Source organism: Micromonospora yongxingensis (genome assembly GCF_052601155.1).
Window position 1 is genome coordinate 73648 of sequence record NZ_JBQXEO010000005.1, and the last position, 13285, is coordinate 86932.

At 70.3% G+C, this 13285-nt stretch carries 12 protein-coding genes; 6 read left to right on the top strand and 6 right to left on the bottom strand.

The features are described 5' to 3' along the window. Positions 1–52 precede the first annotated feature (52 nt). From ACTWLT_RS09040 to ACTWLT_RS09050, 3 genes are all read left to right on the top strand, one after another. Positions 53–1216: a M20/M25/M40 family metallo-hydrolase gene (locus ACTWLT_RS09040; protein ID WP_445317896.1), complete on the top strand. Its 1164-nt coding sequence runs from the start codon at positions 53–55 to the stop codon at positions 1214–1216. A gap of 48 nt (positions 1217–1264) precedes the next feature. Beyond that, on the top strand, positions 1265–2497 hold the full coding sequence (locus ACTWLT_RS09045; RefSeq protein WP_445317897.1) for a carboxylate-amine ligase: 1233 nt from the start codon (positions 1265–1267) through the stop codon (positions 2495–2497). 79 nt (positions 2498–2576) lie between these two features. Further along, positions 2577–3176 carry a nitroreductase family protein gene (locus ACTWLT_RS09050; RefSeq protein ID WP_445318041.1) on the top strand — a complete coding sequence of 200 codons (600 nt, stop codon included), beginning with the start codon at positions 2577–2579 and terminating at the stop codon, positions 3174–3176. On the opposite strand, the gene ACTWLT_RS09055 is transcribed toward ACTWLT_RS09050, so the two are convergent. The 4 genes from ACTWLT_RS09055 to ACTWLT_RS09070 all read right to left on the bottom strand — a co-directional run bounded on the left by ACTWLT_RS09055 (position 3160) and on the right by ACTWLT_RS09070 (position 7348). Continuing rightward, positions 3160–4704: an NAD(P)-binding domain-containing protein gene (locus tag ACTWLT_RS09055; protein WP_445317898.1), complete on the bottom strand. Its 1545-nt coding sequence runs from the start codon at positions 4702–4704 to the stop codon at positions 3160–3162. The genes ACTWLT_RS09050 and ACTWLT_RS09055 overlap by 17 nt on opposite strands. Before the next feature lie 93 nt (positions 4705–4797). Then, positions 4798–5427: a VOC family protein gene (locus ACTWLT_RS09060; RefSeq protein WP_445317899.1), complete on the bottom strand. Its 630-nt coding sequence runs from the start codon at positions 5425–5427 to the stop codon at positions 4798–4800. Between the two features lie 101 nt (positions 5428–5528). Beyond that, positions 5529–6719 (bottom strand): MFS transporter, encoded by a 1191-nt coding sequence (locus ACTWLT_RS09065; RefSeq protein ID WP_445317900.1) that lies wholly within the window; start codon positions 6717–6719, stop codon positions 5529–5531. A gap of 137 nt (positions 6720–6856) precedes the next feature. Continuing rightward, positions 6857–7348, bottom strand: a complete 492-nt coding sequence (locus ACTWLT_RS09070) for a MarR family winged helix-turn-helix transcriptional regulator (RefSeq protein ID WP_445317901.1) — start codon at positions 7346–7348, stop codon at positions 6857–6859. Positions 7349–7461: 113 nt separating this feature from the next. On the opposite strand from ACTWLT_RS09070, the gene ACTWLT_RS09075 reads away from it, so the two are divergent. Genes ACTWLT_RS09075 through ACTWLT_RS09085 form a run of 3 tightly spaced genes read left to right on the top strand, consistent with a single transcriptional unit; the run spans position 7462 to position 10309 of the window. Then, on the top strand, positions 7462–8511 hold the full coding sequence (locus ACTWLT_RS09075; RefSeq protein ID WP_445317902.1) for an LLM class flavin-dependent oxidoreductase: 1050 nt from the start codon (positions 7462–7464) through the stop codon (positions 8509–8511). Next, the gene (locus ACTWLT_RS09080; protein WP_445317903.1) at positions 8504–9535 is read left to right on the top strand and encodes an LLM class flavin-dependent oxidoreductase; all 1032 of its coding nucleotides are present in this window, start codon (positions 8504–8506) and stop codon (positions 9533–9535) included. Before ACTWLT_RS09075 ends, ACTWLT_RS09080 begins: the two co-directional genes overlap by 8 nt. 42 nt (positions 9536–9577) lie before the next feature. Then, positions 9578–10309 (top strand): NADPH-dependent F420 reductase, encoded by a 732-nt coding sequence (locus ACTWLT_RS09085; protein ID WP_445317904.1) that lies wholly within the window; start codon positions 9578–9580, stop codon positions 10307–10309. An 86-nt stretch (positions 10310–10395) separates the two neighbouring features. Here the strand turns inward: ACTWLT_RS09085 and katG are convergent, their stop codons facing one another. Together katG and ACTWLT_RS09095 are read right to left on the bottom strand one after the other, a co-directional pair. Further along, a complete protein-coding gene (gene katG / locus ACTWLT_RS09090) occupies positions 10396–12672 on the bottom strand; it encodes a catalase/peroxidase HPI (RefSeq protein ID WP_445317905.1) in 2277 nt (758 codons plus the stop codon). A gap of 29 nt (positions 12673–12701) precedes the next feature. Beyond that, positions 12702–13130: a Fur family transcriptional regulator gene (locus ACTWLT_RS09095; RefSeq protein ID WP_252418102.1), complete on the bottom strand. Its 429-nt coding sequence runs from the start codon at positions 13128–13130 to the stop codon at positions 12702–12704. Positions 13131–13285: the final 155 nt, after the last annotated feature.

A 13285-nucleotide genomic window follows, 5' to 3' on the forward strand; every position in this document is an offset into this window, starting at 1 on the left:
GGTCGACGGACACGCCTGGCCAGGCCCGTCACCCGTGAGGCTGGAGGGATCGATGGACGACCCACGCCGTCTGCTCGACGCCGCGACGCGGCTCAGGGAGGACATGGTCGACCGGTTGGGCACGCTCGTCGCGTCCGAGTCGGCGCCGGGTTCCCTGCCTCACCTGGAGTCCTGTGCCGACCTGCTCGCCCGCTGGGGTGAGGAAGCTCTCGGCCGGCCCGCCCGCCGCGTCGTGATCGACGGCCTGCCGCACCTGCTGTGGCAGGCCGCCAGTCAACGGGTGCTGCTGCTCGGCCATTTCGACACCGTCTTCCCGGTCGACACGATCCGGTCCAGGCCCTTCACCGTCCGCAAGGACGTCGCGACGGGACCCGGCGTGTGCGACATGAAGGGCGGCATCGTGCAGATGTTCACGGCACTGCGCCTGGTCGAGGACACCTCGGCGGTCGGCGTGCTGCTCACGTGCGACGAGGAGTCCGGGTCCGTCACGTCACGGCCACTGATCGAGCGTGAGGCACGGCGCTCGGGTGCGGTTCTCGTCTGCGAGGCGGCCACCCCGGACGGGCACGTGAAGGTGGCCAGGAAGGGCGGCTCGGTGTACCGCCTCACCGTCCGGGGCCGCGCCGCCCACGCAGGCGTCGAGCCCCGACGCGGGGTCAACGCCACGGTCGAGGTCGCCCACCAGGTCCTCACGCTGGGTGCGCTCGGCGCGGCGGACAGCGGTGGCACCTCGGTCACGCCGACCCTGCTCTCCGCCGGCACCACGACGAACACGGTGCCGGAACGCGCCAGCCTGGCCGTCGACGTCCGGGCCTGGACCAGGGACGAACTCGAACGCGTGGACCACGCCATCCGGGGTCTGGTGCCGTTCCTGCCCGAGGCGACGCTGGCCGTGCAGGGCGGGATCAACCGCTACCCCATGTCGCCCGAGCTGGCGCGGCCGCTGCTGGAGCTGGCCCAGTCGATCGCCCGTCAGCTCGGCATCCCGGACGTCGTCGGTGCGCACGCCGCCGGCGCGTCCGACGGCAACTTCACCGCCGCGCTGGGCGTGCCGACCCTTGACGGCCTGGGTGCGGTCGGAGGCGGAGCACACGCTGCCGACGAGTACGTCTGTGTCGACCGCATGCCGGAGCGCACGGCGCTTCTGGCCGGGCTCGTGGACGCGTTGTCCATGATGGAGCGTTTCGGACCGCGACCCATCGACGACATCCCATAGTCTGGCTCGGCGCCGGCGAACGACCGGCAGCGAGGGGTCGGCGTCGGCATGACTACGGGACAGCGCTCGGGATCGCCCATTCCCCTACTCGGGGTCGAGGAGGAGTTCCTCGTCGTCGACGTCGACCGGGGTGAGGTCGTGCCGGAGGCGGCCACGGTCGTCGATCGTGCGCGTCCGGCCCTCGGCACCCGGGTGGGCGGCGAGATCACCAAGCTCCAGGTCGAGACCCGCACCGACCCGTGCCGGAGCCTGGACGCCCTGAGCGCGCAACTCGTCGAAGGTCGTGCCGCCGTCCAGGCCGCGGCGCTGTCGGCGGGTCTGCGGGTGATCGCGAGCGGCTCGCCGGTGCTGGGCCGTGCCGTGCCGCCGCCCATCACCGAAGGGCCGCGCCAGGATCGCGGCACCGCCACCTTCCGTGGGCTGCACGACGAGCTCGCGATCTGCGCCGTCCACGTCCACGTGGAGGAGCCCGACCGGGACCGCGCCGTGCTGATCGGCAACCACCTGCGCCAGCACCTGCCGGTGTTTCTCGCCCTCACGGCCAACTCGCCCTACTGGTCGGAGCGCGACACCGGATACGCGAGTTGGCGCAGCGTCACCTGGGGCCGGTGGCCGGTGGCCGGCCCGCCTCCGTTGCTGAGGTCCGCGCAGCAGTACGACGACCACGTGGACATGCTGCTCGAGGTGGGCGCGCTGGTCGACCGGGGCACCATCTTCTGGGATCTCCGCCTGTCGACGAACCACCCGACGCTCGAGGTGCGGGTGGCCGACGTGCCCGTCACCGCCGCCGAGTCCGCGGCCCTGGCCGCCCTGGTGCGGGCTCTGGTGGTCGTCGCCGGTGACGCGGTCGACCGGGGCGACGAGGGGCCGGAACTGATCCCGGAGCTGATGCGGCTCGCGTACTGGCGCGCCGCCCGCGACGGGATGGGCGGGCACGGCGTCGACGTCCTCACCGGCCGGCTGCTGCCCGCTGCGGCGCTCGCCGGGCGGCTGGTCGAGCTCGCCCGACCGGCGCTGCACGAGGCGGGCGACTGCGAGCGGGTCGAGGACTGGTTGACACGCCTCGCCACGAACGGCGACGGAGCGACCCGCCAGCGGGCCGCCGCGGCACTGCGCGGCCGCCTGACCGACGTGGTCGACGAGATCGCCTCCCGGACCGCCCCGGACGTGCCCTCCCGCGAGACAGCACGACGGCGTAACGACGAACCGCCGGCCTCGGAAATGCTGGGGAAACCGGACGTCGCGGCAGGCTTGCCCTGCCACGGCGACCGGCACCCCTGATCAGTGGAGGCCACAGGTGACCGAGGCAGACCTGCAGTCCAGGGTACCGATCCAGTACGCCCGTATGGAGCCGGCGGAGATGGTGCGCGAGGCGGAGGCGTTCGCGGAACGGATGGCGCGGCGCCGTTCGGTGCGGGACTTCGCCCCCGACCCCGTGCCCGACGGGGTGATCGAGGCCGCGATCCGGGCCGCTTCGACCGCACCGAGTGGCGCCAACGTGCAGCCGTGGCGGTTCGTCGTCCTGACCGACCCGGCCCGCAAGCGCCGGCTGCGCGAGGCCGCGGAGGCCGAGGAACGAGCGTTCTACGACCGTCGCGCCTCAGCCGAGTGGCTGGATGCGATCGCCGGGCTCGGCACCGACTGGCGCAAGCCGTTCCTGGAGACCGCACCGGCCGTCATCGTCGTGTTCGAGATACACCAGGGGCCACACAGCCCGAAGCCGTACTACGTCAAGGAATCCGTGGGCATCGCCGTCGGTCTGCTGATCACCGCGCTGCACCACTGCGGCCTGGTCACCCTGACCCACACGCCCAGCCCGATGCGCTTCCTCAACGAGGTGTGCGGGCGACCGCCGGAGGAGCGCCCGTACGTCGTGATGCCGGTCGGTTATCCGACGCCGGACGCCTGCGTCCCCGACCTGACCCGCAAGCCGCTCGACGAGGTCATGATCCGCTGGTGAGGTCCCTGGTCAGGAACTCGACCAACGGCTCGACGTGCCGGTCCGGGCGTCGCCACTCGGCCAGCAGATCCTCCAGCAGGTGCTGCTCGGCGAGCAGGTCCGCTCCGCGGTACCGCCGGATCACCGGGTGGATGAAGGCGCTCTCCCGGGCCCGGTCGGGGGTCGGGTGCCGGTCGATGGCGAAGACGTCGCCGTAGTCGTCGCGGCCCCACCGCAGCGCGAGCGTGTACCACTGCGTGGCGGACGCGAAGCGCTCCACGGCGTAGTCCTCCGGCAGGTCCTCGTAGTGGTGGAAGTCGCCGGTGGCGTCGTCGCGCACGAGGACGTCGCAGAGGTATTCGAACTGGGTCCACAGCGCCGAGGACCAGTTCACCCGGTCGAGCATCAGCTTGGCCAACGACGCGGCGTCCGCCGGCGTCGTCGTGAACGACAACGGCACGTCGTCGTACCGCTCCCGCAGGATGCGCGTCAGGGTGCGGAGGTTGTACCGGAAGCCGTCGATGAACGGCGACGACGCGTGCTTGACGTCCCGGGCCTGGGCGATCGTACCGGCGAAGTAGAGGTCGTCGATGTTGCTCGACTGCCAGTCGGGGCGTAGCCCGGGCATGCGGCCGTCCCGCACCATGTCGGGACGGGACGTCTCGTCGAACACCGCGGTGTCCATCCGGAAGCCGGTGCACCGCAGCACCGTGTGGTAGTCGAGCACGGCGGTCTCGCCCTCGGCGTGGGTGTACGTGATGGACACCTGGAACCGCCCGTCGACGGGCCGGATCTCGTCGATCGTGCAGTCGAGCACCGAGTGCAGGGTCTTGAACTGGTAGCTGTCGAGGATCACGCCGTACTGACCACGGACGTCCCCGGGGTGTTTGGTGTTCCACGCGAGCCGCAGGGGTTGCCGGCTGGCGAGGTGCACCATCGAGGCCCGGCCGAGGATGGCCGACGCGGTCTCGAAGGCGGAGTTGCCCTTACCGATGATCAGGACCCGCTGGTCCTCGTACGCCGTGGGGTCGACGACCATGTCCTCGTACCCGATGGCATGTTCGATGCCCTTGATGGCCGGCACGAACGGCTGGCCCCAGCCCGTCGCGACGACCAGGCAGCGCGCCCGGACCTCATCCTGGCCGGTGCGCACGGTGAAACCGTCGCCCGTCCGCGTGATCCGCTCGACCGTCGTGCCGTACCGGACGTTGAGCTGGTGGACCCGTTGGAACTCCGCGAGGTAGCGCACCAGGTCGTCGGCTGCGGGCAGGTACTCCTCGCTGAAGTTCGGAAACAGCAGGTCCGGGGAGTCGTTGAGCAGGGAGTTCCAGTCCCAGCGCAGGCGGATCTCCGGGTCGGTGCTGTCGGTGTGCACCTTGTTCAGTGAGATGAGCCGGCGATGCCGGGGGAACCGCCGGAAGAACCCGCCCGGTTCGTCACCACTTTCGAGCGTCAGGTAGTCGGCACCGTGCTGCTGGAGGTAGTAGCTCAGTTGAAGCCCGGCGGGCCCCGCCCCGACGATGACGTACCTGTGCTCGTTGCCGACCATCCTCTGACCCTTCGACGGAGTGATGAGTCCATCGACCATGGAATGGATAGCGGGACGTGTCAATGCCTGATGGCGGCCAGACCCGTTGGCGGCTCACTCGGGAGGCTTCGCCCCCGACTGCTCGCTCACCATGTACGTCGCGTACCAGTCGGGCCAGTCCGGGTCGCTCTTGCCGGTGCGCTTCTCGTGCTCGCCGTGGGCGTCGGCCGCGCGCCGGAGCGCGCTCGCCAGGTCGGTCGCCGAACTGAAGGACGTGAGGCCGCCCTCGATGCGGCCGGGAAGCCTGGTCGTGATCTCCTGCAGGAGCCAGGTGTTGCCGTCCGGGTCGCGGAACATGGCGCGCGAGAAGTAGCTGCGCCGCTCGGGATCCAGCCCGTCGACCGGGCCGTCCGGGCTGGGGTGGAAGACGTCGCCGACCTCGACGCCGGCCGAGACCAGGGCGTTGCGGGCCGCCTCGACGTCGGACACGATCAGGTACGCCATGGCCGAACCGGGCGCGGCCGAGGTGAGCTCCGAACCGAACTGCACGGAGCACCCGGAGCCGTGTGGCGTGAACTGGACGATGCCGGGCGGGGTCTGGTCGAGCCGCCAGCCGAGGCGTCCGTAGAACTCCTTCGCGCGGTCGACGTCCGATACCGGAACGACGATCACTTCGAGCTTCACGTCGAGGTTCTCGATGCTCGACATCCCACTCGCGTCGCCCTGGGCACTCCTCGGGCTCATCGCGGCCTCCCTGGATCGCGTACGGCTCATGTCCCGCCTGGCGTTCCGTACCGATCACCACGCTACTGCCCGTGCCCCGGCTTGGTTCCTCGTTCCCGGCCTTAGCCAGGGGCCATTCTCGTGGCCCTGCGCACCCCGACCAGGGCTACGAGGGCCAGGAGGATGACGGCGACGGAGTACTCGTCGGCGGTCCGGGGCAGACCGCCGGCGTAGACCACGAGGAAACCGGCGATCACCGTGGGGAGGCCGAATCCGACGTAGCAGACGAGATAGAGCAGGGAGAGCACACTGGCGCGTTCGTGCGCCTCGACCAGCGGCATGATCGTCTTGAGGCTGCCCTGGAATCCGCCACCGAAACCGACACCTCCGAGCGCCAGGCCGACGAAGAATCCGGGGACGGACTGGGCCATGACCGACACCAACGTGACGACCATGCCCAGGATGAGGGCGACGATCCCGGTGAGGATCACCGTCTTCGCGGCGGTGTTGCGCAGCACCAGGACGGCGATCGACCCGAAGAGCGCGAAGACGAACAGGACCAGACCGCCGACCACGATCGACGTGTTCATGAGGGTCCGCACGAGCGCCGGGCCGAGCGCCCCGAAGAAGCCGGCCAGCGCCCAGACCGCGAACAGCACCGGAATGACGACCAGTACCGGTTCCCGCACCGAGCGGGGCAGCTTGATGTCCGGCCGCAGGCTGCGTCGCGCTCCCGCCATCGGCGTGACCGTCTCCGGCATCAGCGCGACCCCGACGGCCTGGATCAGCAGGATCACGAGCAGCACGACGTACACCAGCCGCGTCGGCGCGGGCAGGAACTGGATGAGCAGCGCCGAGAGCAGGGCACCGCTGCCGGTTCCGATACCGGGGGCGATCGAGTTCGCGAGCGTGCCGCGGGCGCGGTCGATGTCGAGCATGGCGGCGCCGACGGCGCCGGTGGCGGCGCCGGCCGCGAGCCCCTGCACGATCCGGGCCGCCAGCAGCGTGGGTACGCCGTTGGCGAAGACGAAGACGACTAGCGAGACCATCTGCACCGCGATCGCGACGGCCAGGACCGGACGCCGGCCGACATGATCGGACAACTTGCCGAACGTGAGCAGCGACGCCAGCACGGCGAGCGCGTAGACGGCGAACACCACGGTGGTCGTGACCGGCGAGAAGTGCCAGCGCTCCTGGTAGATGCCGTAGAGCGGGGTCGGTGCCGCCGACGCGGCCAGGAACGACACGAGAATCGACGCGAGCAGCACCAGGGAGGCCGTCGGTGAGAGTCGTGCCCGTCCCGCGATCGGCATGTCGGTGCTCCTCGGCTGCGGGGAAAGCGCTCGGACCTGGCCCACCGCGCTGGTTGGAGGGCCGCAGCGGCGTACCCGGTGTGCTCGGTCGCATGCGGCGGGACGGCCGTGACGCTCTGGGCGTCCCGGCCCGCCGCTCAACTCTCGTGCCGCGTGCCGAGGTGCGTGCTGAGTGCCGCCGCGATCTCGCCTGCCGCGCGGAGCTGGTCGGGTGTGAGAGCGTCGACGAAGAGCTCGCGGATGGCGCGCAGGTGCGGGACGGTGGAGCGCCGGAAAGCCTCCGCACCGGTCGGCGTGAGCAGCACCTCCGCCCCTCGGGGAACCGTTGGGCACTCCTGGCGACGGATGAGTCCCCGCCGCTCCATCCGCCCCAGGTGGTGGGAGAGCCTGCTCCGCTCCCACCCGATGTGTGCCGCGAGTTCGGAGGAGCGCATCTGCCGGTCCTGCGACTCGCTGAGGGCGAGCAGTACGGCGTAGTCCCCCGGCGAGAGCGAGGAATCGACCTGGAGGCGTGACGCGATCTGGGAGCTGAGCGCACCGGTCGTCTCGATGAAGTCCCGCCAGATCCGCAGCTCCTCCGCGGTCGGCAGGTGGCGTCCGCGCCGCCGCTCGGGTGTGGCCTTTGTCATCCGCCCCTCCCGGTTGATATGTCAATTCGAACACTAGCATGGTTGACGTGTCAATCGTCGAGGGGCTTCCTGCCGCGGGAGGCGCCGCGGGAGGCGAGCGTGAGGAGGAGACGATGACAGACGGAGGCTTCGAACTGGGGCTCAACTCGTTCGGGGAGGTGGCCACCGACGGCGGCCGGGTCCTGAGCGACGCGGAAACCGTGCGGCTGCTCGTCGACGAGGCGCGGCTCGCGGAGTCGGTGGGCCTCGACGTGTTCAGCGTGGGTGAGCACTACCGGGAGGGCCACAACGACTCGGCCACACCCGTGTTGCTCGCGGCGATCGCGTCGGCAACCGACCGGATCCGCCTCGGCACCTCGGTCACGGTGCTCAGCACGAACGATCCGGTGCGGCTCTACCACGAGTTCTCCACCCTCGACGCCGTGTCCAACGGACGGGCGCAGATCGTTCTCGGGCGCGCGTCCGCGACCGAGTCGTTCCCGCTGTTCGGCTACGACCTGGCGGACTACGAGCGGTTGTTCGAGGAGAAGCTCGACCTCTTCGTACGGCTCCAGCGTGACGAACCGGTCACCTGGTCCGGAACCGTACGAAGCTCTCTGGTCGCGCAGCGACTGCACCCGCGGATGCGGCCCGGTGGCATCCCGACGTGGATCGGCGTCGGAGGAAGCCCGAACTCGGTGCTCCGCGCGGCGCGCTACGGGCTCCCGCTCATGATGGCCATCATCGGCGGGCGCCCCCAACGGTTCGCCGGACACGCCGACCTCTACCTCCGCGCGCTCGAACAGGCCGGGCATACTGTCCAGCCGATCGGGCAACACTCGCTCGGCCTCGTCGCGGACACCGACGAGGAGGCGGTGGAGACCTGGTGGCGGTACTGGCAGCCGGTCGTGGCGGCGCTCGCCGAGGAGCGCGGCTTCTACAAGCCGGACCGGGCGCGCTACGAGGCCGAGATCGACCACGGGGCGCTGTTCGTCGGGTCACCGGAGACGGTCGCGCGGAAGATCGCCACCGTGGCGCGTGACCTACGGCTGAGCCGATTCGACCTCAAGTACGACATCATGCACCTGCCTCGCGAGGCACGGGCGCGCACCATCGAACTGCTGGGCAGAGAGGTCGCGCCGCGGGTCCGGGAGCTGCTGGCGAAGGAGCCCACCAATGTCTGACCTCGAGTTCGGCCTCGACACCTTCGGCGACGTACCGGAGGACGACTCCGGTAAGCCCATCTCCTACGCGGCGGCCATCCGGCAGGTCGTCGACGAGGCGGTGCTGGCCGACCAGCTCGGCGTCGACGTCATCGCCCTCGGCGAGCACCACCGGCCCGAATATTCGGTATCGACGCCGGAGACCGTGCTGGCGGGTATCGCCACCCGCACGTCGCGGATCCGGCTCGCCTCCGGGGTGACCGTGCTGAGCTCGGACGACCCGGTCCGGGTGTTCCAGCGCTTCGCGACGGTCGACGCGCTGTCGAACGGCCGGGCCGAGGTCATCCTCGGTCGTGGCTCGTTCACCGAGTCCTTCCCGCTGTTCGGCTACGACCTGCGCGACTACGACGTGCTGTTCGAGGAGAAGATCGAACTGTTCGTCAAGCTGCTGGACGAGCAGCCGGTCACCTGGAGTGGCACCAAGCGACCGCCCCTGGAGAACGCGGACGTCTTCCCGAAGACGGAGTCGGGTCGCCTCACCACCTGGGTGGGCGTCGGCGGCTCGCCGCAGTCGGTCGTGCGTACCGCCCGGTACGGCCTCCCGCTCATGCTCGCCATCATCGGTGGGGCTCCCGAGCGCTTCGCGCCCTACATCGACCTCTACCGGCGGGCGGCCGAACAGCTCGGCACGACCGCGCACCCGGTCGGGATGCACTCCCCCGGTTTCGTCGCCGACACCGACGAGGAGGCGAAGGAGGTGTACTGGCCGTACTACCGGGTCATGCGGGACCGGATCGGTGGGCTGCGGGGCTGGCCGCCGATCCGTCGCCAGGAGTTCGACGCCGAGGTGGAGCACGGTTCCCTGTACATCGGCTCTCCGGAGACCGTGGCCCGGCGTATCGCCCGGGCCGTTCGCAGCGTCGGCGTCGGCCGGTTCGACCTCATCTACACGGCGGGAGCGCAGCCGGTCAGTGCCCGGATGCGCGCGGTGGAGCTGTACGGCACCAAGGTGATCCCCATGGTCCGTGACATCCTCGCCAGCTGACCCGTTCCCACCACCGCCGCATCGGCACCCCGGAAGGAAGACATGAACGGCAACGGCCGGAACAGGCCACAGACCCTCGCCGTCCTCGGCGCCGGCAAGGTGGGCACCGTGCTGGCTCGACTCGCCGTCGCCGCCGGCTGTCGGGTGCTCGTCGCCGGCTCCGGCGACCCGGCGAAGATCGCGCTGACCGTCGAGGTGCTCACGCCCGGGGCGGTCGCCACCACCGCGGTCGACGCGGTGGCCGACGCCGACGTCGTCATCCTCGCCCTCCCGCTCGGCAAGTACCGCAGCGTCCCCGCCGAGGCGCTGCGCGGAAAGCTCGTCGTCGACGCGATGAACTACTGGTGGGAGGTCGACGGCATCCGTGCGGACCTCACCGATCCGCGCACGTCGTCGAGTGAGATCGTGCAGGCGTTCCTGGCCGGATCCCGGGTCGTCAAGGCGTTCAACCACATGGGGTACCACGACCTTGAGGACGAGGCACGGCCGGCGGGGACACCCGGCCGCAAGGCCATCGCGATCGCCGGCGACGACGCCGCCGACCTCGCCGCGGTGGCGTCCCTTGTGGACGCCCTCGGCTTCGATCCGGTCGTCGCCGGCCCCCTCGCCGAGGGCGTACGGCTCGAACCGGGCAGCGAGCTGTTCGGTGCCAACGTGAGCGCTGAGGAGGTGCGCGCCATGCTCGACCGCTTTCCCCAGTCGGAACGTGGGCGGGTCATCGCCTCCGCGCGGGCCCTCTCGACCGACGATCCACCCGCCGCGGCGCGGCGTTGACGCATGGGTGACCCCGGCCCCGAGGGTCGGCTCCCGTCGCGGACGAGCCCCGGTCGATCGACCGGGGCTCGTCGGTTGGAGCAGGATCAGGCGACGTCGTACCGGTCGAGTTCCATGACCTTCGTCCAGGCCGCGACGAAGTCGGCCACGAACTTGTCGCGCGCGTCGTCGCTGGCGTAGACCTCCGAGAGAGCCCGCAGCTGCGAGTTGGAGCCGAAGATGAGGTCGACCGCGGTGGCGGTCCACTTCACCTCATCGGTGGCCAGGTCCCGGATCTCGTACACGTGCTCGTCGGACTCCGACGCCTTCCACCGGGTGCCCGGGGAGAGCAGGTTGGCGAAGAAGTCGTTGGTGAGCACGCCGGGCCGGTCGGTGAGGACGCCGTGCCGCGAGCCACCCACGTTGTTCCCGAGGGCACGCAGGCCGCCGATGAGGACGGTCATCTCGGGCGCGCTCAGGCTCAGCATGTACGCGCGGTCGAGGAGCAACACCTCCGGCTGGGTCTTCTCGCCGGCCCGCAGGTAGTTGCGGAAACCGTCGGCGCGCGGCTCGAGGACCCGGAACGACTCGACGTCGGTCTGCTCCTGGCTGGCGTCGGTGCGGCCCGGGCGGAACGGCACGGTCACCTCGACGCCGGCGTCGCGCGCCGCCTTCTCCACGGCGGCCGAGCCGGCCAGCACGATCAGGTCGGCGAGCGAGATCTTCGCGCCGCCGGCCTCGTTGAACTCCCGCTGGATGCCCTCGAGCGTGCTCAGGACCGACGCGAGCTGCTCGGGCTGGTTGACCTCCCAGCTGCGCTGCGGCTCCAGACGGATCCGGGCGCCGTTGGCACCACCGCGCTTGTCGGTGGACCGGAAGCTCGCCGCGGACGCCCAGGCGGTGGAGACCAGCTGGGCGGTCGTGAGGCCGGAGTCCAGGACCTTCGCCTTGAGGGCGGCGATGTCGGCGTCACCCACGAGCTCGTGGTCGACGGCCGGCACCGGGTCCTGCCACAGCTGGGGCTCGGCGACCCACGGCCCGAGGAAGCGGCTGACCGGACCCATGTCGCGGTGCAGCAGCTTGTACCAGGCCTTGGCGAAGGCCAGCGCGAACTCGTCCGGGTTCTCCAGGAAGCGGCGGGAGACCTTCTCGTACGCCGGGTCGAAACGCAGCGCCAGGTCGGTCGTGAGCATCGTCGGCTTGTACTTCTTCGACGGGTCGAACGGGTCCGGGATGATCTCCGGGGCGTCCTTGGCGACCCACTGCTTCGCGCCGGCGGGGCTCGTGGTGAGCTCCCACTCGAAGCCGAAGAGGATCTCGAAGAAGCGGTTGCTCCACTGCGTCGGCACGTCGGTCCACGTCACATCGAGGCCGCTGGTGATCGTGTCCCGGCCCTTGCCGCTGCCGTGGCTGCTCAACCAGCCCAGGCCCTGCGCCTCCAGCGGGGCGCCCTCGGGCTCCGGGCCCACGTTGTTCTCGGCGGGGGCCGCGCCGTGGGTCTTGCCGAAGGTGTGGCCACCGGCGATCAGCGCGACGGTCTCCTCGTCGTTCATCGCCATCCGGCCGAAGGTCTCCCGGATGAAGTACGCCGCCGCCCGCGGGTCCGGGTTGCCGTTCGGGCCCTCCGGGTTGACGTAGATGAGGCCCATCTCGGTCGAGCCGACCTCGGGCGCCATCTCGGCCTCGCCGACGTAGCGCTCGTCACCCAGCCAGGTGTCCTCGGGACCCCAGAAGATCTCCTCGGGCTCCCAGACGTCCTCCCGGCCGAAGCCGAAGCCGAACGTCTTGAAGCCCATCGACTCCAGGGCCACGTTGCCGGCGAGCACGAGCAGGTCGGCCCACGAGATCTTCTGGCCGTACTTCTGCTTCACCGGCCACAGCAGGCGGCGCGCCTTGTCGAGGTTGGCGTTGTCGGGCCAGCTGTTGAGCGGAGCGAAACGCTGCCCGCCGTCACCGGCGCCGCCGCGACCGTCGTGGATGCGGTAGGTGCCGGCCGAGTGCCAGCTCATCCGGATCATCAGGCCGCCGTAGTGGCCGAAGTCGGCCGGCCACCAGTCCTGCGAGGTGGTGAGGACCTGCACGATGTCCTGCTTGAGCGCCTCGACGTCGAGCTTGGCGAACTCCCTGGCGTAGCTGAAGTCCTCGCCCAACGGGTTGCTCTTGGAGGAGTGGGCGTGCAGCACCGACAGGTCGATCTGGTTGGGCCACCAGTCCCGGTTGGTACGCGGACGCCCACCGGTCTTCGGGGTCGGCGAGGGAATCCCCGGATTCTCGCTCTCGCTGCCCGACGCGGTCACGGAGTCGTGCGCGACCGGGCAGCCCGCTGCCTCCTTCTTGTCCACGCCCTGCGCGCTGGAGGGGCCGTTGTCCTGGGTGTCGCTCATGTACTTCCTTCCGAACTGGTGCTGCTGGATCACTGGGAGGTGCGTTCGGTCGCACAGTCGGGGCAGGTGCCCCAGTAGACGACCTCCGCCTCGTCGACCACGAAGCCGCGGTCGTCGGAGGCGGTGAGACAGGGAGCGTGGCCGACAGCGCACTCGACATCGGCGATCGCGCCGCAGGAGCGGCACACGACATGGTGGTGGTTGTCCCCCACCCGCGACTCGTAGCGGGCGGTCGCGCCGGCTGGCTGGATGCGTCGCACCAGACCGGCGTCGGTGAGCGCACGCAGCACGTCGTACACCGCCTGGTGGGAGACCGTGGGCTGGTCCGCCCGCACCAGGGCGATCACCCTGTCGGTGTCGACGTGCGGGTGGTCGTGCAGTGCCGCGAGCACGGCCAACCGGGGCTTGGTCACGCGCAACGAGACCGACCGCAGCTGAGCCTCGAAGTCGGATGTCACGTGATGACCATAGTCCACTCTTCTGGAATGAATCTAGTTTTGGTCAGCCTCCCCCCGTGGCGATGTCCGGTTTCATGACGCGAGTCTGTTTCAGGCAATGCCGGATCAGCCAAGATCAGCCCACCCCACACCTCCGACCAGCAAATAGTGAGGGC

What these genes read in the sequence shown, in the direction of transcription:
- ACTWLT_RS09040 (WP_445317896.1), top strand. Translation starts at nt 53, where the DNA reads ATGGACGACCCACGCCGTCTGCTCGACGCCGCGACGCGGCTCAGGGAG.
- ACTWLT_RS09045 (WP_445317897.1), top strand. Translation starts at nt 1,265, where the DNA reads ATGACTACGGGACAGCGCTCGGGATCGCCCATTCCCCTACTCGGGGTC.
- ACTWLT_RS09050 (WP_445318041.1), top strand. Translation starts at nt 2,577, where the DNA reads ATGGTGCGCGAGGCGGAGGCGTTCGCGGAACGGATGGCGCGGCGCCGT.
- ACTWLT_RS09055 (WP_445317898.1), bottom strand. Translation starts at nt 4,704, where the DNA reads ATGGTCGGCAACGAGCACAGGTACGTCATCGTCGGGGCGGGGCCCGCC.
- ACTWLT_RS09060 (WP_445317899.1), bottom strand. Translation starts at nt 5,427, where the DNA reads ATGAGCCCGAGGAGTGCCCAGGGCGACGCGAGTGGGATGTCGAGCATC.
- ACTWLT_RS09065 (WP_445317900.1), bottom strand. Translation starts at nt 6,719, where the DNA reads ATGCCGATCGCGGGACGGGCACGACTCTCACCGACGGCCTCCCTGGTG.
- ACTWLT_RS09070 (WP_445317901.1), bottom strand. Translation starts at nt 7,348, where the DNA reads ATGACAAAGGCCACACCCGAGCGGCGGCGCGGACGCCACCTGCCGACC.
- ACTWLT_RS09075 (WP_445317902.1), top strand. Translation starts at nt 7,462, where the DNA reads ATGACAGACGGAGGCTTCGAACTGGGGCTCAACTCGTTCGGGGAGGTG.
- ACTWLT_RS09080 (WP_445317903.1), top strand. Translation starts at nt 8,504, where the DNA reads ATGTCTGACCTCGAGTTCGGCCTCGACACCTTCGGCGACGTACCGGAG.
- ACTWLT_RS09085 (WP_445317904.1), top strand. Translation starts at nt 9,578, where the DNA reads ATGAACGGCAACGGCCGGAACAGGCCACAGACCCTCGCCGTCCTCGGC.
- katG (WP_445317905.1), bottom strand. Translation starts at nt 12,672, where the DNA reads ATGAGCGACACCCAGGACAACGGCCCCTCCAGCGCGCAGGGCGTGGAC.